20 protein-coding genes are annotated in these 19,944 nt (G+C 67.3%); 11 read left to right on the top strand and 9 right to left on the bottom strand.

From position 1 onward, the window contains the following. Positions 1–118: 118 nt before the first annotated feature. Positions 119–805: a response regulator transcription factor gene (locus V8324_RS03270; RefSeq protein ID WP_336418485.1), complete on the bottom strand. Its 687-nt coding sequence runs from the start codon at positions 803–805 to the stop codon at positions 119–121. A gap of 162 nt (positions 806–967) precedes the next feature. Here V8324_RS03270 and ribA point away from each other — a divergent pair, with 162 nt between their 5' ends. After that, complete coding sequence (gene ribA, locus V8324_RS03265; RefSeq protein WP_336418484.1) at positions 968–2,059, top strand: GTP cyclohydrolase II; 1,092 nt, start codon at positions 968–970, stop codon at positions 2,057–2,059. Positions 2,060–2,178: 119 nt separating this feature from the next. Here ribA and V8324_RS03260 read toward each other — a convergent pair whose 3' ends face one another. The 3 genes from V8324_RS03260 to V8324_RS03250 all read right to left on the bottom strand — a co-directional run bounded on the left by V8324_RS03260 (position 2,179) and on the right by V8324_RS03250 (position 5,023). Then, positions 2,179–2,703: a DUF3833 domain-containing protein gene (locus tag V8324_RS03260; RefSeq protein WP_336418483.1), complete on the bottom strand. Its 525-nt coding sequence runs from the start codon at positions 2,701–2,703 to the stop codon at positions 2,179–2,181. Between the two features lie 56 nt (positions 2,704–2,759). After that, entirely contained in the window at positions 2,760–4,127 is a 1,368-nt protein-coding gene (locus V8324_RS03255) for a sodium:proline symporter (protein WP_336418482.1), read from the bottom strand. 116 nt (positions 4,128–4,243) lie between these two features. After that, positions 4,244–5,023, bottom strand: coding sequence for an SDR family oxidoreductase (locus V8324_RS03250; protein WP_336418481.1), 780 nt, complete (start codon positions 5,021–5,023; stop codon positions 4,244–4,246). A gap of 195 nt (positions 5,024–5,218) precedes the next feature. Between V8324_RS03250 and V8324_RS03245 the strand changes: the two genes are divergently transcribed. Then, positions 5,219–6,229, top strand: coding sequence for a Hint domain-containing protein (locus V8324_RS03245; protein WP_336418568.1), 1,011 nt, complete (start codon positions 5,219–5,221; stop codon positions 6,227–6,229). A gap of 11 nt (positions 6,230–6,240) precedes the next feature. Here V8324_RS03245 and V8324_RS03240 read toward each other — a convergent pair whose 3' ends face one another. Further along, complete coding sequence (locus tag V8324_RS03240; RefSeq protein WP_336418567.1) at positions 6,241–7,461, bottom strand: cytochrome b/b6 domain-containing protein; 1,221 nt, start codon at positions 7,459–7,461, stop codon at positions 6,241–6,243. Positions 7,462–7,637: 176 nt separating this feature from the next. Here V8324_RS03240 and fabD point away from each other — a divergent pair, with 176 nt between their 5' ends. The 6 genes from fabD to mltG all read left to right on the top strand — a co-directional run bounded on the left by fabD (position 7,638) and on the right by mltG (position 13,375). Continuing rightward, positions 7,638–8,582, top strand: coding sequence for an ACP S-malonyltransferase (fabD, locus tag V8324_RS03235; protein WP_336418480.1), 945 nt, complete (start codon positions 7,638–7,640; stop codon positions 8,580–8,582). 40 nt (positions 8,583–8,622) lie between these two features. Next, positions 8,623–9,360 (top strand): 3-oxoacyl-ACP reductase FabG, encoded by a 738-nt coding sequence (gene fabG, locus V8324_RS03230; protein WP_336418479.1) that lies wholly within the window; start codon positions 8,623–8,625, stop codon positions 9,358–9,360. Between the two features lie 240 nt (positions 9,361–9,600). Further along, positions 9,601–9,834 (top strand): acyl carrier protein, encoded by a 234-nt coding sequence (locus tag V8324_RS03225; RefSeq protein WP_050663737.1) that lies wholly within the window; start codon positions 9,601–9,603, stop codon positions 9,832–9,834. A gap of 241 nt (positions 9,835–10,075) precedes the next feature. Continuing rightward, the gene (locus V8324_RS03220) at positions 10,076–10,819 is read left to right on the top strand and encodes a 1-(5-phosphoribosyl)-5-[(5-phosphoribosylamino)methylideneamino] imidazole-4-carboxamide isomerase (RefSeq protein WP_336418478.1); all 744 of its coding nucleotides are present in this window, start codon (positions 10,076–10,078) and stop codon (positions 10,817–10,819) included. Positions 10,820–10,955: 136 nt separating this feature from the next. After that, positions 10,956–12,215 carry a beta-ketoacyl-ACP synthase II gene (gene fabF, locus V8324_RS03215; RefSeq protein WP_336418477.1) on the top strand — a complete coding sequence of 420 codons (1,260 nt, stop codon included), beginning with the start codon at positions 10,956–10,958 and terminating at the stop codon, positions 12,213–12,215. Next, positions 12,215–13,375 carry an endolytic transglycosylase MltG gene (gene mltG, locus V8324_RS03210; protein ID WP_336418476.1) on the top strand — a complete coding sequence of 387 codons (1,161 nt, stop codon included), beginning with the start codon at positions 12,215–12,217 and terminating at the stop codon, positions 13,373–13,375. The genes fabF and mltG overlap by 1 nt, the downstream gene beginning before the upstream one ends. A gap of 73 nt (positions 13,376–13,448) precedes the next feature. Here the strand turns inward: mltG and V8324_RS03205 are convergent, their stop codons facing one another. The 3 genes from V8324_RS03205 to V8324_RS03195 form a co-directional block, all read right to left on the bottom strand. Continuing rightward, on the bottom strand, positions 13,449–15,467 hold the full coding sequence (locus V8324_RS03205) for a capsular polysaccharide biosynthesis protein (RefSeq protein WP_336418475.1): 2,019 nt from the start codon (positions 15,465–15,467) through the stop codon (positions 13,449–13,451). Then, positions 15,464–16,555 (bottom strand): polysaccharide biosynthesis/export family protein, encoded by a 1,092-nt coding sequence (locus V8324_RS03200; protein ID WP_336418566.1) that lies wholly within the window; start codon positions 16,553–16,555, stop codon positions 15,464–15,466. Before V8324_RS03200 ends, V8324_RS03205 begins: the two co-directional genes overlap by 4 nt. Before the next feature lie 148 nt (positions 16,556–16,703). Next, complete coding sequence (locus V8324_RS03195; RefSeq protein WP_336418474.1) at positions 16,704–17,996, bottom strand: capsule biosynthesis protein; 1,293 nt, start codon at positions 17,994–17,996, stop codon at positions 16,704–16,706. A gap of 139 nt (positions 17,997–18,135) precedes the next feature. Between V8324_RS03195 and V8324_RS03190 the strand changes: the two genes are divergently transcribed. Beyond that, on the top strand, positions 18,136–18,723 hold the full coding sequence (locus V8324_RS03190; protein ID WP_336418473.1) for a riboflavin synthase: 588 nt from the start codon (positions 18,136–18,138) through the stop codon (positions 18,721–18,723). Between the two features lie 83 nt (positions 18,724–18,806). Here V8324_RS03190 and V8324_RS03185 read toward each other — a convergent pair whose 3' ends face one another. Beyond that, positions 18,807–19,013, bottom strand: coding sequence for a cold-shock protein (locus V8324_RS03185; protein ID WP_336418472.1), 207 nt, complete (start codon positions 19,011–19,013; stop codon positions 18,807–18,809). A 195-nt stretch (positions 19,014–19,208) separates the two neighbouring features. Here V8324_RS03185 and V8324_RS03180 point away from each other — a divergent pair, with 195 nt between their 5' ends. Then, the gene (locus V8324_RS03180; protein WP_336418471.1) at positions 19,209–19,535 is read left to right on the top strand and encodes an arsenate reductase family protein; all 327 of its coding nucleotides are present in this window, start codon (positions 19,209–19,211) and stop codon (positions 19,533–19,535) included. A gap of 38 nt (positions 19,536–19,573) precedes the next feature. Then, positions 19,574–19,942: a hypothetical protein gene (locus tag V8324_RS03175; protein WP_336418470.1), complete on the top strand. Its 369-nt coding sequence runs from the start codon at positions 19,574–19,576 to the stop codon at positions 19,940–19,942. Positions 19,943–19,944 lie beyond the last annotated feature (2 nt).

Raw genomic sequence — 19,944 nt, 5'->3', positions numbered from 1 at the left:
CCCGACAGTGTGCCGGGGCCAGTCAACAGGGAGGTTCATGTAAAACGTCTAGTCATCGTAGCAGATCGGCCGGTTTCCGCAGAGTCATTCCCCGTGCAAAAACCGCGAACCGTGTCAATTAAACCACAAGGCGATATCCGCCGGACTCGGTAACCAGGAGGCGAGCGTTGGCCGGATCCGGCTCGATCTTCTGGCGCAGGCGGTAGATATGCGTCTCGAGCGTGTGGGTCGTCACCCCGGCATTGTAGCCCCAGACCTCGTGAAGCAGCACGTCGCGCGGCACCACGCCCTCGCTGGTGCGGTAGAGGAACTTGAGGATGTTGGTCTCCTTCTCGGTCAGGCGCACCTTGCGCTCGTCCTCGGTGACCAGCATCTTCATCGACGGCTTGAAGGTGTAGGGGCCAAGCTGGAACACCGCGTCCTCGGATTGTTCATGCTGGCGCAGTTGCGCGCGGATGCGCGCCAGCAGGACGGGGAACTTGAACGGTTTGGTGATGTAGTCGTTGGCACCGGCATCGAGGCCGAGGATGGTGTCGGCATCGCCGTCATGCCCGGTCAGCATCACCACCGGCGCCTTGACGCCTTGCTTGCGCATCACGCGGCACAGCTCGCGCCCGTCCGTGTCGGGCAGCCCGACATCGAGAATCACGAGATCGTAGAGCATCTCCTTGATCTTGCGCATCGCGTCGGCACCGTCGGAGGCCTCGAACACGTCGAAATCCTCGGTCATCACCAGCTGTTCGCCAAGCGCCTCGCGCAGGTCGTCGTCATCATCGACAAGCAGTATCTTCTTGACGTGTGTCATCGTGAAATCCTCTCTTGATGGATCGACCGTGCACCTCGGCCGGGTTCGCGGCAAGGGCGACGACAGATGTCTCACGCCCACGTGTTGCGACGCGAAGTTTTGTTTCAATTTCCGACGGAACGCCCTAAATGCCGGTCAGACCGAAAAGGGAGGCCCCGCCGGATGAGCCTAACGCCAGACGTGACCGAAATCATCGCCCGGGCCCGGGCCGACCTGCGCATGGGCGTGCCCGTCGTCCTGTGCGGTGACGCAGGCGCCGTGCTCGTGATGGCTGCCGAGACGCTGGATGCACAGCGCCTGGCCGATCTCAGCGCGCTTGGCGGCACCCCGGTTCTGGCGATCACCGCGCGACGCGCCGCGACGCTGAAGGCACGTGCCTATGACGGCGACCTGGCGCGGGTGGTGCTGCCGCCCGATGCGCGGCTTCCGTGGGTGCTGGCGGTGGCGGATCCGGCCGACGACCTCAAGACCCCGATGAAAGGCCCCCTGACGACGCAGCGCGGCGGCGATAGCGGGCTGCACCGTCTGGCGCTCGCGCTGGTGAAATCCGCGCGGCTGCTGCCGGCGGCAGTGGTGCAGACGATCTCTGACGGGGCGGGCTTTGCCGCGCGTCACGGGCTGACCTCGGTGCCGCTCGACACCGCCGCGCCGAAACTGATGCAGACCAGCCCGCTGCATCCGGTGGTCAGCGCGAGGCTGCCGCTGGAAGTATCCGACGCGGGCCGGCTGCACATCTTCCGACCCGAGGATGGCGGGGAAGAGCATTACGCGGTCGAGATCGGCCAGCCCAACCGCGACACCCCGGTGCTGGCGCGGCTCCATTCGGCCTGTTTCACCGGCGACCTGATGGGCAGTCTGAAATGCGACTGTGGCCCGCAACTGCGCGGTGCCTTGGCCCAGATGGGGGCCGAGGGCACGGGCGTGCTGCTTTATCTCAACCAGGAAGGGCGCGGCATCGGCCTAGCCAACAAGATGCGCGCCTATTCGCTGCAGGACCAGGGGTTCGACACGGTCGAGGCCAATCACCGGCTGGGTTTCGAGGATGACGAGCGCGATTTCCGCATCGGCGCGCGGATCCTGTCGCTGATGGGCTTCTCGACGGTGCGACTGCTGACCAACAATCCCGCCAAGATCACGATGATGCGGGAAAGCGGTATCCAAGTGACCGAACGCGTGCCTTTGAAGCTGGGCAAGAACACGCACAACCACGCCTATCTTGCGACCAAGGCGGCGAAATCGGGGCACCTGCTTTAGACCTCAAGGCCGGGTGTCACGATTGTCTGCCGTGCCCAGGAAAATTCAGAATTCTCCTGACATGAATTTTCACGAGGTCCGCTGCTCGACCCCGTCGGGTGGCGAGAGATGTCATCGCGTCACTGCTTTTCGAACCAGATGATGACTTCGCCGATCTCGACACCGTACTTGTCCATATAGGCGCGGTTGAGAACGCGGTCCTCGGTGATCTGCCACATCCAGTCGTCAAAGCTGACGCGCAGCGTGCCATCGGGCACCGGCAGGTCGATGCGGTATTGCCAATTGAAGGCATCGCCCCGCTCTTCGCCAGAGGCCGCCCCGATCACGCCGTCGGCGCTGCCGCGCCAGGTGTCGGGGCCGGTCTTGGTCAGCGTCCAGATCCGGGTTTCGGTGCTGCCGTCAGCATAGGCAAAGCGTTCGTCCAGGGTCAGGGTGGTCCCATCCCAGTCGCCCGTGACCTGCACCTCGAAGCGGCGGCGCACGGTGCCGAAGCGGTCTTGGAACTGGCCGTAGCCGACGACTTGCCCGTCGAAGAACTCTTCGAGATTGAACTCTTGCGCGCTCAATTTCTCGTCTGCGAGATCGGGCCGCCCGGCACAGGCCGCAAGAACCGTCAGCGACAGGATCAGAAATAACGCGCGCATGGGAACCTCCGTGGTTTGTATTGCGAACGTATCACGACCTCATCCCGCGACAAGGCTCAGGCGCGGCGCGCGCCGGTCAGCACGGCCGCGAAGCCCAGGACCAGCACCGCGACGCAGATCGCCAGCAGTTGCTCGTACTTGTGGCCCACGGGCAACACCGCCGCCGCCCACGCGGTCTCGCGCGCGAAATAGGTCGCCGCGCCTGCCATCGCGGCAACGAAGGCCACGAGGTAGGACCAGAGCGCCACGCGCCGGCCCATCACCAGCCCCACCAGAAGGACCGGCGTCAGGAACATGCTGGCCGTGCCGCTGACCGCGACGGCATCGAACAGCGTCTGGTTGCCCCAGAGCGTCAGCGCCGCCCCCAGGGCCATGAACCCGACCATCGCCGCGCGCCCCGCCAGCAGCGAGCGCGCGCCAAGGCGCAATTCCTCGACCACCAGCCGCGCGGCGCTCGACAGCGCCGAATCGAGCGTGCTGAGCGCCGAGATGAGCAGCGACACCAGCAGCGCGGTAAAAAGCCATGGTGGAAACATCCCCGCCCATGTGCCGATCAGCTCGCCCTCGTATTTGGCGCCGACCAGCCCTGCCTGAATGCCGAAGAAGCCGAACCCGATGATGCACAGCACTGAGATCCAGAAGGCGTGGAGGAAGGATTTCCGCGTGGTGTCGGGGTCGGCGATGAATCCCCGATCCATCATCACCGGATCATGTGCAGGGTAGGAGAACACCTGTAGTAGTGCCACCAGAAGCAGCACCTGTCCGTTCCACGCCCCCGCCGTGCCGGGCGCCGTCAGCACCGCGCCGATCTCGAACCCGGGGCTGAGGATCAGCGCGACCAGCGCAGCCGCGAAGACGGCCAGAAACACCAGCATCTGCAACACATCCGTGCGCAGCGCGGCGCTCAGGCCGCCCCAGGCACTGTAGGCCAGGCCGAGGGCCGCGACGACCAGGATCGACGCCTCACGCGCCAAGCCCGTCCCGGGCAGCACGGCGGCAAAGATCAGCCCGACCACCAGCAGGTTGGCGAAGACCTCGGACAGCAGGCGCAGCGCGATCACGAGGTTGTAACAGGCGTTGCCAGTGGCCCCGAACCGCGCGCCCAGCCAGTCCTGCACCGATCCCGCGCCGCCGGCACGCAGCCGACCCACGATGAAGCCGCCGGTCAGGAAAGACCCGTAATAGGTGGCATAGGCCAATGTGCCCCAGATGCCGTAGAAATACCCCAGTATGGCCGAGTTCATCAGCGAGCGTGCGAAGATCCAGGTTGTCACCTGGCTGAGGACCAGCACCCAGAGCCCCGGCGCGCGTCCCGCGAGGTCCGCGCCGCTGAAAAATCCGCCAAGGGTCGCGCGTCGCGGGGCGACGAGCAGGCTGCCCAGAATGACCAGCCCGAAAAGGCAAATGACTGCAAGTGTTTGCATTTTTTTGATCCCCGACGTTCCTGTCCCTGCCAATCGCTAGCAAAGCGCGCGGAGATCGGCCATCTTTTTGCGCCACGCCTGACGCGAACGTGATCCCGGTTGGGGGCAAGGCGAGGTTACAGCGTCGCGTTCACCGCGCCGCCGTCCAGCAGGATGTTCTGCCCGACCATGAACCCGGCATGCCGGCTGCACAGAAAGGCACAGGCCGCTCCGAACTCCTCGGGTGTGCCGTAGCGCCCCGCGGGGATCGTGGCGCAGCGCCGTTCGCGGGCCTCGTCCATGGTGATGCCCTCGGCCTCGGACACGCCCTGATCGAGCGACGTGGCGCGGTCGGTGGCGTGGATACCCGGCAGCAGGTTGTTGATCGTCACGCCGTCACCGGCCACCTGCCGCGCGGTGCCCGCGACATAGCCCGTCAGCCCTGCGCGCGCGGAATTGCTGAGGCCCAGCACCGGGATCGGCGCCTTGACCGCCTGCGAGGTGATGTTGACGACGCGGCCCCAGCCGCGCTCCATCATGCCCGGCACCAGCGCGGTGATCATGGCGATCGGCGCCAGCATGTTGGCGTCGAGGGCGGCGATGAAATCTTCGCGGGTCCAGTCGGTCCACATCCCCGGCGGCGGGCCGCCGGCATTGTTGACAAGAATATCCACCGGCCCCGCGGCGTCGAGCAGCGCGGCGCGTCCCGCCTCGGTGCTGATATCGGCGGCTACCGTGACCACCTCGACGCCGAAATCGGTGCGGATCGTCTCTGCCGCGGCTTCAAGCGCCTCTGCCCCGCGTGCGTTCATCACCAGATCGCACCCGGCCTCTGCGAGGGCGCGCGCGCAGCCGAGGCCCAGCCCTTTCGATGCCGCGCAGACCAGCGCCCGCTTGCCCGTGATCCCGAGATCCATCCTCTATCCCCCTGTTTTCGACGGTCAGATACACCATGCCTTAACACCCGCAGGGATAGAATCACCAGATGCGGCGTCGGCGGTGCCCGTTCGCTGCGTCCATTCGGATTGACCGCGGTACGCCACCACCCTAAGCAGTAAGAGTGCTGTCGCGGCACACGCGAAAGATGTTTATTGTCCCGATCGGCCCTGCTGATGACCTCGCCAGACGCCCGCCCCGCCCAATCGATCCCGGTCTTCGACGCGTCGGATTTCCGCGTGGTGAGCGGGGCGAATCTGGGCGACGCGTTGTCCTTCGCCGACGAGCTCGATCTCGACGACATGTACGAGTTGGGCGCGCAGGCGCGGACGGCGCGACTGGACCTCGTCATGCACGGCGCGGGACCGTTCATGATCGGCGACGCGTCAGAGCGCGGGTGCCCTGGCGCACGTGTCCATCTCGATTGCGCGCTCACACTGATGGCGGCGACCGGCGGGATGACCGAGATGCTGGTTTTCGTCGAGGTCGACGCGGTGGGCGATGTCGCACAGGTCTACGGCATGCCGCTGGCCCGGATCACCCCGCGCACCGGCTACGCGCTTGTCGGCGTCGCGCGCGAGGGGGCGCTGCGCAAGTTCGCGCAGGCCGCCTGCGTCGCGTTCACCGCCGGAACCCATATCACGCTGGCCTCGGGGGCGCAGACCCCGGTCGAGTTGCTGCGACCCGGTGACATGGTTCTGACGCGCGACGACGGACCTTGCCCGGTGCGCTGGCTCGGGCGCAGCACGGTGCGCGCCGTGGGCGATTTCGCGCCGGTGCGCATCAAAGCCGGCACGTTGCATAACGAGGGTGACCTGCTGGTCAGCCCCGATCACCGGCTGCTGATCTACCAGCGCTCCGATGCCATCGGTGCCGGCCGGCCCGAGGTGCTGGTGCGCGCGCGCCACCTCGTAAACGGGGACAGCGTGCGACGCGAGACCGGCGGTTTCGTCGAGTACTGCCAGATCCTCTTCGACGCGCATCAGATCATCTATGCCGAGGGTATCGCCGCCGAGACACTGCTTGTGGACCCGCGCACCCGCGCGGCGCTTCCGCGCGATGTCGAGGTGGTCCTGCCGGATTTCGGGGACCACGCGGCGCGCCCGCACTTGAAATTCGAGGCCAGCGACGCGGTGCTGACCCATCCCGATGCCGCCGGGCTGCTGAAACGCGCCTCGATCCGGTAGGGGGACGCGGGTCAGTCCGCGCTGCCGGCGCGCGTCGCCGTCAGCTCGAACGCGATATCCACCGAATAGGCGAGCGAGCCTTCGTCCTTCACGCCCTGGCCTATGTTGAAATTGCGCCGGTCCACGGTCAGCCCGCCGCTTGCGGTCGCGGTGTCGCCGTCTATCGTCACCTCGAACGGCATCTCGACGGGCACCGACTGGTCGCGGATCGTCAATGTGCCGGTAGCGATCTTGCCATCCTCGTCCGCCACCAGATCGGCGGTGAATTTCGCTGTCGGATGCTCTTCCACGTTGAAGAAATCCGCGCCCATCGCCTGCGACGTCACCGACCCGAGCGACAGCGATCGAATCGCCACCTCCACCTCGACGGTGCCGTGCTGGCCGTTTGCGTCGGGCGTCTCGGAATAGGCGATGTCGGCGGTCCACTCATCGAAGCTGCCGGTGACCTCGGACCCCATCTGAACCACGGTGATCGAGAGGTTGCCGCTGTCGACCTTCCACTCGCTTTCGACTTCGGCGAGGCTGGGGGTGGCCTGCTCTGGTGCATCGAACATGCCGATCGCGCCCGCCCCGCCGATGGTGCCGCCCCAGATCGCCAGCGCCGCGACAAGCGGCAGGGCATGGCCGGGCTGGCGCGCCGTGGGCTGCGCAGGCGTCCGGCCCGGCAGCATCCGGCGCAGCGTCGCGTCGCGGTCGATCACGTGATGCTTGAGCGCGCCCGCGACATGCGCGCCGATCGCGCCCACCATCACCCATTGCAGCAGGAAATGCAGCGTCGCGGCTGTCTCAGATACGGATTCGGATTTCGGCACGAGCGGAAGGGTCTGCCCGAATGGCCACCAGATCGGCGCGAAACCGCTGGTCGCGGCGTGATGCACCCAGCCTGAAAGCGGCACCGCGACAAGCGAGCCGTAAAGCAGCCAATGCGCAGTCTGCGCCGCGCGCGCCTCGAGCGGCCGGTCGCCGTTCAGAAGCCCCGGCTTGGGCTGGCTGACCGCCCAGAGGATGCGCGCCAGTGCCGCGAAGAAGATCGCGACACCGGTGGTCTTGTGGATGGAAAACAGCAGGCTGGCACGGTCGATCAGCGCCTCGTTCGCGCTGCTCTCGACCCGGTGCGCGAGGTCGGAGGCGATCCAGCCAAGCGCGACGTTCGACACGATCAGCAGGGCGATCAGCCAGTGGAACGTCTTCGTGACGCTGCCATAGGTGGTCGTGGAATTGGTAAGCGGCATTTCGGTGGTCCTCTTGGATGCATTTGACATTTAGCCGATCCCGAGCCGCGGACAAACACCGCCTTGCGCACGGCCGCCGTGCATGTCGGCACGGATCGGGGGGGTGGCTTTGGCGTTGCCTTGAGGTTTCTGGCGATGTACCCGGGATTAACTCTCATGAAGCGAGGAGCGCGCAGATGACCCGAGCATTCGTTTTCCCCGGACAGGGCGCGCAGGTGATCGGCATGGGCGCCGATCTGGCAAAGGCACATCCGGCGGCGAAGGCGGTCTTCGACGAGGTCGACGACGCCCTTGGCGAAAAGCTGTCGACGCTGATCTGGGAGGGGGCGCAGGACGACCTGACGCTGACCGCCAACGCGCAGCCCGCGCTGATGGCCACCTCGCTGGCCGCGATGCGCGCGCTGGCGGCCGAGGGCGCCGATGTCGGGCAGGCGGCCTTCGTGGCCGGTCATTCGCTGGGGGAATATTCCGCGCTCGCCGCGGCCGGCGCGCTCGGGGTGGGCGATACCGCGCGGCTGCTGCGCATCCGCGGCCGCGCCATGCAGGATGCGGTGCCGGTGGGCGTGGGCGCGATGGCGGCGCTTCTGGGACTCGATTTCGAGACCGCGCGCGCCGTGGCCGACGAGGCCGCCCAGGGCGAGATCTGCCAGGCCGCCAACGACAACGATCCCGGGCAGGTCGTCGTTTCGGGCCACAAGGCGGCGGTCGAGCGCGCGGTGGAGCTGGCCAAGGCGCGCGGTGCCAAGCGCGCCGTGATCCTTCCCGTCAGCGCGCCCTTTCATTGCGACCTGATGGCGCCCGCCGCCGAGGCGATGGCGCAGGCCTTGTCCGAGGTGACGCTGGTGTCGCCGGAGGTGCCGCTGGTGTCGAACGTCCGCGCCGAACCGGTGACCGAGCCGGGCGAGATCAAGCAGTTGCTGATCGCGCAGGTGACCGCGCCCGTGCGCTGGTGCGAGAGCGTGCAGGCCATGGCCCGCGACGGCGTCACCGAGATCTGGGAGATCGGTGCGGGCAAGGCGCTGTCGGGGATGATCCGGCGGATCGACCGCAGCCTCACCTGCCGGACCGTGGGCACGTCCGAAGACGTGCACGACGCGGTGGCGTCGCTGGGTCAGGGCTGACGCGCCAAGGGACAGCCAGGAAAGACGAAGAGGAGGCCGAATGTTCGATCTGACGGGAAAATGCGCGCTGATCACCGGCGCGTCGGGCGGCATCGGTGCCGCCATTGCCCGCGCCTTGCACGAGGCGGGCGCGACCGTGGGGCTGTCGGGTACCCGCGAGGACCCGCTCAGGGCGCTGGCCGCCGAGCTGGGGTCGCGCGCGCACGTGCTGCCCTGTGATCTGGCCGATCGGGACGCGGTCGAGGCGCTGCCGAAGGCGGCGCTAAAGGCCATGAGCGGGCTCGACATTCTGGTGAACAATGCCGGGATCACCCGCGATCAGCTATTCATGCGGATGTCGGACGAGGACTGGGCGCAGGTGCTGGACGTGAACCTGACCTCGGCGATGCGGCTGTGCCGCGGGGTGGTGCGCCCGATGATGAAGGCCCGATGGGGGCGCATCATCAATATCGGCTCGATCGTGGGCACCACCGGAAATCCGGGCCAGGTGAACTACGCCGCCGCCAAGGCCGGCCTGGCGGGGATGAGCAAATCCATCGCACAGGAGGTCGCCACGCGCGGCATCACCGTGAACATGGTCGCGCCCGGGTTCATAGCCACGCCGATGACCGACAAGCTGACCGACGACCAGAAATCCGCGCTGAGCGCGCAGATCCCCGTGGCCCGGATGGGCACCCCCGAGGAGATCGGCGCGGCGGTGCTTTACCTTGCCAGTCCCGAGGCCGGCTACGTCACCGGCGCCACGCTGCATGTCAATGGCGGCATGACCATGCCGTGATCCGGTCCGGGAGCGAAGACTGGCGCGAATCGCTTGTGATCTGTCGGTGAATTCATTTGCGATCGCCAAACCATGTGCTATAGGCCACGCAGATTTGCCGGAGGGACACGCGGTTTCTCTCAAGGCCCTGTGCAGGCAGGCAGTCGACAGCCGCCCGAACGGGCATCATAACGCCGCTACCCGCGTCGGGCGGGGGCAAAGACCGGGCCGCATGGCCCAACACAAGATGAGGAACAAGACATGAGCGATATCGCAGACCGCGTGAAAAAGATCGTTGTGGAACATCTCGGCGTCGAGGAAGACAAGGTCGTCGACAAGGCGTCCTTCATCGACGATCTGGGCGCCGACAGCCTTGACACGGTCGAACTGGTCATGGCGTTCGAAGAGGAATTCGGCATCGAGATTCCCGACGACGCCGCCGACACCATCCAGACCGTGGGCGACGCGGTGAAATTCATCTCCGAAGCGTCCTGAGATTTCGCCATGCCGTGATGCAGGGGCCTCGCCGATCGGCGGGGCCCTTTGTTTTTCCGGCGCATGTCCCGGCCGGCCGATCCCGTCATTCGGGATGCATGACGGGATGCGCGCGGCGGGAACGCGTGGTATTGTGACGTAAAGGATCGCGCGCGCAAGTTGCGAGACAGGCACGCTCACCGGGACCGGCGGTTGCGTGCCGTGGGCGACACTGCGCGTGGGGAGCATTGGGAGGCCTGACATGATCATCTATCCGACACTTGAACTTCTCGACGGCAAATGCGTGAGCCTCGCGCGCGGGCGGCTGGACGACCCGGTGCTCTGGCATGTGGACCCGGTCGAGACGGCGCGCGGCTTTGCCGCCGCCGGCGCCGAATGGATGCACCTGACGGACATAAACTGGCTGCGCGGCGACGGCGGCAATGATGACCTCGTGTTGGAGATCATCCGTGCCGCCGGCATCCCGGTGCAGCTTGGCGGCGGCTTTCGCTCGCGCGATGCGGTCACCCGCTGGATTGATCTGGGGGCGGGCCGGATCGTGCTGGGCACCATGGCGCTTCAGGATCCCGGGGCGGTCGAGGAACTGGCCAAATACCACCCAGACCAGATCGTCGTCGCGGTGGATGTGCTGCAGGGCCACCTGATGACCTCGGGCTGGCACACCCGCAGCGTGTTCACCGCCGAGGACTTCATCCGCGCTTTCGACGGGGTGCCGCTGGCCGGGCTGATCGTCACCGACATCGACGCCGACATCGAGGACAGCGACGGCAGCCTCGGTGTGATCTCGGGGCTGGCCGCGCAGACCAGGCAGCAGGTCATTGCCCGCGGCACGGTGCGCAGCCTCGATGACGTGGCGCGGCTGCGCTACATCCCCAACATTGCCGGCACGCTGATCGGGCGGGCACTGATGGCCAAGGATGTCGATCTGTCAGAGGCGGTGCGCACCGCGCAGACGCCGATCGGAAAGGTCGCCGAGTTCCAGTAAGCGGGGCGCCCTGCCGGGATCGCACCGGGGCTTGCCCAGTGGCGGAGCCCTGCACATGTGCGCCGCGATGCCCTTGCCCCTCGGGGGCGAGCCGGGCTAAACACGTGCGGAACAACAGGATTGAAAGGGCAGCATCATGCGGCGTGTCGTTGTCACGGGTCTGGGGCTCGTGACCCCGTTGGCCGACGGGGTCGAGGAAAGCTGGAGCCGTCTTCTGGAGGGCCAGTCCGGGGCGGGCACGATCACCCGCTTCGACCCGGTCAACGTGGTGACGAAATACGCCTGCGAGGTGCCCTACGGCGATGGCCGCGACGGCACCTTCAATCCCGATCGCTACATGGAACCCAAGGAACGCCGCAAGGTCGATCACTTCATCCTTTTCGGCATGGCCGCAGCACAACAGGCGGTCGAGGATTCGGGCTGGATGCCCGACGCGGCCGAGGATCTCGAGCGCACCGGCGTGATGATGGGATCGGGGATCGGCGGGCTGCGCTCGATCGAGGAGACGACGAATCTGATCCGCGACAAGGGTGTGCGGCGCGTCTCGCCGTTCTTCATCCCGGGCGCGCTGATCAACCTGATCTCTGGGCAGGTGAGCATCCGTTACGGATTCCGCGGCCCCAATCATTCGGTGGTGACGGCTTGTGCGACGGGCGCGCATGCCATCGGCGACGCCGCCCGGCTTATCATGTTCGGCGATGCCGACGTTATGGTCGCGGGCGGGGCCGAGGCGTCGATCTGCGAGATCGGCATCGCGGGGTTCAACGCTTGCAAGGCGCTTTCGACCCGGCGTGCGCACGACCCAAAAACCGCCAGCCGCCCCTATGACACCGATCGCGACGGCTTCGTGATGGGCGAGGGCGCGGGCGTCGTGGTGCTGGAGGACTACGAGCATGCGAAAGCGCGCGGTGCCAAGATTTACGGCGAGATCCTGGGCTATGGCCTGTCGGGCGACGCCTATCACATCACCGCGCCCGCCGAGGACGGCGATGGCGGACTGCGCGCCATGCGCGCAGCGCTGAAGAATGCCGGGCTGCGCCCCGACCAGGTGGATTACGTCAACGCGCACGGCACTTCGACCATGGCCGACACCATCGAGCTGAAGGCAGTGGAGCGGCTTCTGGGCGATGCGGCGGCCGATGCCACGCTGACCTCGACGAAGTCGGCGGTCGGGCACCTTCTGGGGGCGGCCGGCGCGGTCGAGGCGATCTTCTCGATCCTTGCGGTGCGCGACCAGGTGGCGCCGCCGACGATCAATCTTGACAGGCCGGCGGTGGAGACCCCGCTCGACCTCGCGCCCAATGCCAAGCGCGAACGCCGCATCGACGTGGCACTCTCCAACAGCTTTGGCTTCGGTGGCACCAACGCGGCGCTTCTGATCGGGAAACCGCGCTGATGTGGCGGCACATCGCGTCGAATTTTCTGACACTGCTGGTCGTCATCCTGTTCCTCCTGGGAGGTGTCATCCTCTGGGGGCAGTCGCAATACTCCTCTGCGGGTCCGCATGAAGAGGCGCTCTGCCTGCGGGTCGAACCGGGCAGCACGCTGCGCCCGGTCTCGAACCGGCTGGAGAGCGACGGCGCCGTCACCCATGCCGAGATCCTGCGCATCGGGATGGATTACGCCGGCAAGCAGGACGATCTGAAGGCCGGAAGCTGGCTGATTCCGGCGCGCGCCACCATGGCCGAGATCGCCGATATCGTCACCCGCGGCGGGGCCAGCACCTGCGGAACCGAGGTAATCTGGCGCGTCGGCGTGGCCTCGGTCGAGGCCGTGGTACGCGAATTCGACACCGAGGCCGGCGCCTATGCCGAAAGCGCCGCCTTCGATCCGATGGACGCCGAAGGCGCCCCGCCCGAGATCTACGCAACCGTGCGCGACCGCGCCGATACCCGCTACCGTATCGCCTTTGCCGAAGGGGTCACCAGCTGGCAGGTCGTCGAGGGGCTGCGCGCGGTCGATATCCTCGAGGGCGAGATCGCCGAGGTGCCGGCCGAGGGGTCGCTCGCGCCGCGCAGCTACGAGCTGAGCGCCGGCGACAGCCGCGCAGGCGTGCTCGACCGGATGGCCGAGGCGCAGGAGGTGATCCTGGCGGCAGCATGGGAGGGCCGCGCCGAAGGGCTGCCGCTGGAGAGCGCGCAGGAGGCGCTGATCCTCGCCTCGATCATCGAGAAGGAGACGGGCGTCTCGGCCGAGCGGCGCACGGTGGCCAGCGTTTTTGTCAACCGGCTGAGGCGCGGCATGCGGCTGCAGACCGACCCGACGGTGATCTACGGGATCACCGAAGGCCAGGGCGTGCTGGGGCGCGGGTTGCGGCAAAGCGAGCTCAACCGCGCGACACCGTGGAACACCTACGCGGTCGCCGGGCTGCCGCCCACGCCGATCGCCAATCCGGGCCGTGCCAGCATCGAGGCCGCGGTCGATCCGTCCGACACCGATTACGTGTACTTCGTGGCCGATGGCAGCGGCGGGCACGCCTTCGCCGAGACCCTCGACGAGCATAACCGCAACGTCGCCCGCTGGCGCGAGATTGAGGCGGGCCGGTCGGGCAACTGACGTGAGAGGCGTGACCCGGTGCGCGCGGGGGCGCGGTCGAGCCTTGAGTATTTGGGGCAAGATGAAGCCGGGATCAGCGCCAGAGATGGGCGTGGGTCGCCATCGCGCCCTGAAGCCTGGCCAGCAGCCGATTCGGCCGCCCGGGATCCGGCAGCGGGCCATGGGCGAGGCGGTCGACCACGACCTCTACCGGGCAGGGCGTCCCGGTGACCGGATCGAGATAGCGCGGATAGTCGATCAGCGTCGCATGGACGAGCCCGGCCAGCGCGGGCCGGGCCGTGCGCCGCGCCGGGATCTTGCCGAGGTCGCGGGTCAGGCCCCAGCCGGCATAGAAGGGCGCGCCCGTGGTAGTGACCGGCACGCCGCGCAACAGCGCCTCGAACCCCAGCAGCGAGGTCATGGTCCAGACGGCGTTAATCTGTGAAAGCAGAGGCGCGGGATCGGTGTCGGTCAGCGTCACGTCGGCGAGATCACGCAGCGCGGAAGCGGGCAGGGCGCCGGGGCGCAGCCCGGCCTCGACATCCGGATGCGGCTTGTAGAGGATCACGGCATCAGGGTTCTCGACCCGCACGGTTTGCAGAAGTGCGAGATTGCTGGCGATCGCCCCCGCGCCGGTTGCGATCGATGCGTCGTCCTCGACCTGGCCGGGGACGAGGATACGCTGGCCGTCGGGCAGCGCGAGCGGGGCCGCGCCGCGGTTGTATTTGCTCAGCCCGTGGCGGGCGAGCGCTGCGATCAGCCGCTTGGCGCGCCGGAGCTGGTCGGCCCGCAGCGTTTCGCGTGCTGCGATCAGACGCTCCAGCCGGCTTTCGCGGGACGGATCGTAGTAAATCCCGAGGTCGTCGAGCACCAGCGACAGCGGCGGCACCAGCTCGGCCCCGAGCCCGCGCGAGCGCAGGAACCCGTCCTCGACCCGTGTGGCGATGCCGAGGGCGGTGCCGGCCCGCGTGGCCCAGACCATGGCGGGGCGGTCGTGGCCGGGGGTGTCGCCAAAGCGCAGACGGGCATGGCGCCCGAAAAAGCGTTGCAGCGGCGCGCGTTTCCACAGTCGCATGCCATGCGCCGTCCAGCCGCGCCGGTCCTCGCGCCAGGCGCGGGTCTCGGCCGCAAGCGCCTCGATCGCGGTTTCCGCGTCGCAGAGCCGGTCGCGATGCGGGTCGTACCACACCGGGTAAAGCAGCATCGCCGCGGCAAAGAGTTGTTCCGCGCTCAAGTTGCGGCCGCGCCGGGGCAGGGGGTGCGGATGGCGATCCGCGGTCAGACCCCAGCCGGCATAGAAGGGCTGGCCGAAGACCTGCGGTCGGTGGCCGGCACAGATCGCCTCGAACCCCATCTGCGAGGTGACGGTGTAGACCGCGCGCGCCCCGGCGAGCAGTGTCCACGGGCTGAGCGGATCCTCGACCAGCCGGGTGTGATCGCCGGCGTCGGCGGTCGAGAAATGGCCGGGGCGGTGGCCGCGCAAGGTTTCTGGATGGGTCTTGATCAGTACCGGCACGCCCGGATTGTCGCGCCGTGCGTGGTCCAGCATGGCGCGGAAGGTGGCCGTGTCGGCGCCGCCACGGGTGATCGAGGCATCGCCGCGGGTCTGGTCGATGACCAGCACGTAGCCCGGATCGGGGCAGGGCAGCGACGGGTCGACGGCGCTGTATTTCGTCAGGTGCGCCTCTTGAAGACGCGCGATGCAGCCGTGCGCGCGGATCATCAGCGCGGGATCGCTCAATGGGTGCGTGGCCAGCAGATGCTCGAGATCCGAGGGCTGGCTTGCGTCGAAATGCACGCCGCGCTGGTCGAGCAGCAGGCCGAGCGGCGGCGCCCCCTCGCGGCCCGGAAAGAGCGAGCGCAGAAAGCCGTCCTCGATCCGCAAGAGGCCGGCACCGGTGCGCGCCGCCACGGCATCCCCGCGCCAGGCGTAGGGGCTGCGGCCCCATACGGCGACAGAATCGTCGGGCGAGGGCCAGCCGAGACGCAGGTCATATCCGGCAAGCGACAGGATGCGGCGCAGACGCGCCTGCCACAGAAATCCCGCGTTGAAATGGAAAAGCCGTCGGCGGGGCGTCGCCTTGGCGGCCTCCGCGCCGGGGCCGGATGTCAAAAATCGCCGCCCAGCGTGTTGGCAGCGGTCGAGACCGAGCCCACGGCGCCGAGCGTGCCGGTGAGCGCGGCGATGATCTTGGCGCGCTTGGCGAAGGGTGCCTCGGTGACGTAGATCGTGTCGGCATCGCGGATGCCGAACTCGCGCGCGTGGAACATCCCCGATGGCGCGGTCAGGTCGAGCACGTAGATCATGCGCTGGTCCGCGGTCAGGTCGGAGCGCCCCAGAACCCGGTTGGCGACCTCTGCGGGCTCGTTGCGGAGTACGAAGATGCCGGTCGGATCCGAGGCGGCGGCGGTCAGCCCGCCGGCCTGCGCCAGCGCCTCGAGCGCGCTGAGGGTCTGCGTCTCGAAGGTTACGCGCGCCTGCCGGCCGGTGGCGCCCATCACGGTATAGGCGCGGGTGTCTGCCTCGACGAGGATCCGGTCACCGCCGCGCAGGGCGATGTCGTGGCGCGGATGCTCGAACAGGTCCAGAAACCAAACGCGCGAACTGTGCGTGCCGCGCAGGACCTTGATCTGCGCGACCTCGGGCGGGATCGCGATGCCCCCGGCCGCTGCGAGCATCGCCGACAGGGTACGCGTCGGGGCCTCGATCGGATAGACGCCCTGACCGGTCACCGCGCCGCTGACCGAGACCGTGGCGCCGTCGCCGGCGACGCGGCGTACCTCGACCTGAGGATCGGGGGTCTGTTGATCGAGCTTTTCGGTGATGACGCGGCGGACGGCCTCGGGGGTGTTGCCGGCGGCCTTTATGCGGCCGGCATAGGGCACGAAGATGAAGCCCGAGCCGCCGACCTGCACCTCTTCGAGGATGGTCTGGTTGCCGGGTTGATCCGACAGGAGCCCGTCATCGACGTTTTCCCAGATGGTCAGGCCAAGGGTATCGCCGCTGCGGATCGTGTCGGAGCCCAGAAGCCCGGCGCTCTGGAACGCCTGCGAAAAGCCCAGGCCGGGATCCATGTCGGTCAGCCGGGCCACGCGGCTGTCTATATCGACGACATGGGTGTCGCCCTGCGGGTCGGCCGCGCTTTGGTAGATCTCGGCCTTGTCGGGGCCGACGCGCGGGAGGGCGCAGCCCGAGAGCATCGCGACGGCGAGCAGGAGCGCGAAGGGTCGCGTCGCGTGTATGTGTCGGGGTATCACTGCCCAGCCTCCTCGACCTTCCGGTCTTGTTCTTGGTTGCGTGGAGCTAATGGTGGTCCGCCCAAAGATTCAACCTTTGCGTGCCGAGGCGTCAGCGCACCAGCCGCAACTGTTGCCGCGGCGCCGCGGTGCCACGGATCAGCGCGTCGTATGGGTCGTCCGGGGAAAGCATCATGTCCACCACCTGGCGCAGCACCTGCCGGCGGCCGCGCGCCGAGTAGAACCCGCCGGCGATCTGGCTGGTAGCCAGAAGAAATCGGCGGTAGTCGGCATAGGCGTGGCGGTCGGGTCGACCGGCGCTGGAAAAGAACGCGGGCAGCGGCGCGTCCGAGACGAGTTGCGGCTTGGCGTAGACCGCCTGTCCGAAGCAGCGCATCGGGATCCCGCGCCAGAGCGCCTGTTGCCCTGCCGTCGAGTTGACGGTGACCGCGCTGCGCGCCTCGTCGAGAAGCCGCGCCAGCTTGCCGCCGCGCAGGTAATGCACCCGGCCACGCAGACCGTGGGCCCGAATCAGCCGGCGCAGCGTGGCGCGGATGGGGGCGCGGCCATCCTCCAGCGGATGCGCCTTGACCACGAGGTGATGATGCGCCGGCGCGCCGCGCGCGAAGCCGTCGATCACTTTCTCGAGGAATTCCGCCGTGGTGGCGAAGGGCGAATGCGCCTGGATCGCGGCGTCATGCTCCAGTTGCAGCAAGGCCACGTGATAGGGAAAGCCGCCGCGCCGGATGCGGCGCGTCGCGAGACGCCGGCCCGCTGCCTGGAACGGCATCAGCATCAATCGCCTGAGATAAAGAGAGAATTCCTGTCCCACGCTCAGCGCGCGGTGGGGACGAAAGCGAGGGTAGCCGTGATTCAGCGCCAGCACGACCCCGTGATAGAGCGCGCCGTAGAAGATGTGCTGGCGCATGTCGCCCCAGCTTGCAGGGGGCAGGGGGGTGTCGGCATTGGATCGGTCGAGCGCGGCCTGCATCCGGGGCACATCGATGTCCATCAGCGCGGAATGGCCGTTGCTGCCGCCGCGCTCGTAGGTCACCCAGTAGGGCCGCATGTAGCCTTCCTCGAAGACATGCACCGTCAGCCCGGCGGCGCGCGCGATCTCGACCGCCTGCGCATGGACCGGGCGGGTGTCGCCGTAAAGCACGATATCGGTGATCGCCTTTTCGGCGATGATCCGGCGCAGGCTTGCGGGCCAGTCGGCGAGGTCCCGGCGAAAGGCGATGTAGCCGTCGCCCTCGGGCCAGAAGGCGCGGTCGCCGGCGTTGAAACCGACGCGCCAGACCTGCGCCCGCGTGCGGCGCAGCATTCGGCCCAACTGGTGAAAGAACGGCCCGTGCGGGCCCTGAAGGAAGAGGAACGCGCGATCCGCCCCGTTAGGCCCTGTCATGGCACCCTCGTCCCTTCGCGATCTCGGCACCAGATGATAGCCATGGGTTGCAGGCAAGCCAAACCCCGCGTCGGGCGGTCTGCTTGTCTTGTGCCGCGAGCGGGGCTAGGTGATCGGTGCAGCATCAGAGGAGCCGCCGATGTTCACTGGCATCATCACCGATACGGGGCACGTCCGAAGCGTCGAGCAGCGCGGCGACAGGCGCGCGCGGATCGGCACGGGATACGACACCGGCACGATCGCGATCGGGGCGTCGATCGCCTGCGACGGGGCTTGCCTGACGGTGGTCGACCTCGGGCCGGACTGGTTCGCCGTCGACGTCTCGGCCGAGACCCTGGCGAAGACCAACCTGTCGGAATGGCAGGCGGGGAAGCGCGTCAACCTCGAACGCGCGCTGCGGGTCGGGGACGAGTTGGGCGGTCATATCGTGGCCGGTCACGTCGATGGGCTCGCCGAGGTTGTCGGCCTCCGCGACGATGGTGACAGTACCCGTGTCACGCTGCGCGCGCCCCGAGACCTCGCCAAGTTCATCGCGCCCAAGGGTTCCGTCGCGCTCAACGGCACCTCGGTGACCGTCAACGACGTGGACGGGACCGATTTCGGCATCAATTTCATTCCTCACACCAAGGAGGTGACCACTTGGGGCGATGTCGCCATCGGCAACCAGGTGAACCTCGAGATCGATACGCTGGCGCGCTACGTTGCACGGCTGGCCGAGGCAGGCTGACGCGGGATCAAGCCGCAAGTGCGTAAAGGCCGCGACGACCTGCACCCCGTTTTGCCAACGCTGTCGTGCCGTTGCCTGTCGGGTCAGAGCAGCTTCAGATCAGCTGCCATCTGACGCCCGTCGCGCCCGTCCATCAACTCGTACGCGACCTTCTGATTGTCCGCGAGCCCGGTCAGCCCCGACCGTTCGACCGCCGATATATGCACGAACACGTCATTCCCGCCGCCTTCCGGCGCGATAAAGCCGTAGCCCTTCGTCGTATTGAACCACTTCACGGTGCCGGTTGGCATGCCGCTTCTCCTTTGTCTTCGCGTCCCCGGAACATGCCGGGCCATGGTTTCACATCAAGGCGCCTGACCCGTGCGATACGTCGCAACCCGCCAAGCCAGTGCCTCGATGTCGATGGATGATTGCACCGCCAATGTAAAAATCAAGCTAAACTCAGTGACGCGGGCGCATTTGCCCGGTATTGAGGCGGAAAATGAATGGAGGTGACGGTGACGCTTTACGGCCTGAAAACCTGTGATACCTGCCGCAAGGCCTTGAAATCTCTTGGAGGTGCGGCGTTTCATGATCTGCGCACGCAGCCCTTGCCCGACGATGTCGCACAGGCGGCCTTCGCCCGGTTCGGAGAGGAGCTGGTGAATCGCAGATCGACCACCTGGCGCCAGCTGCCCGAGGCAGAGCGCGCCCGCGACCCGCGTGCGCTGCTGGCCGATCACCCGGCCCTGATGAAACGCCCGCTGATCGATGACGGCGGCACGCTTTATCTGGGCTGGGGCAAGGAGACACAGGCGGCGCTGCTCGGTTAGCGCAAGAATACGACAACTCGAAAAAGGAGACTGCAACCATGCGCAGCGCGGCAATGGTTCTGGGGATCATCGGCGGATGCCTGGCGGTTCTGGTGGGCTTTTTCAGCTACGGCTATACCGAGGCTGTCGACCGCTTCGGCGAGGTCGAGGGGCTGCTGGGGCAGGTGAACGACCCCACCCTGATCCGCACGGCAAGTTTCCTGGCGCCGCTGCTGGCCATCGCCGGGGGTGCGATGGCCAAGATCCGCGCGCTTCTGGGCGGGGTGCTGCTGATCGTGGCGGCCGTGATGATGTATTACGCGTTCGGCTTCAACGTCTTCACGATGTTTCCCATCGGCATGTCGGGCCTTGCCGGCCTGCTCGCCGTCCTTGCGGGCAAACCTGACGAGCCGAAATCGCATTTCTGACC

Origin of the sequence: Roseovarius sp. D22-M7 (assembly GCF_037083785.1) — a bacterium.
GTDB lineage: Bacteria > Pseudomonadota > Alphaproteobacteria > Rhodobacterales > Rhodobacteraceae > Roseovarius.
This window is presented reverse-complemented; position numbering and strand designations above follow the sequence as displayed.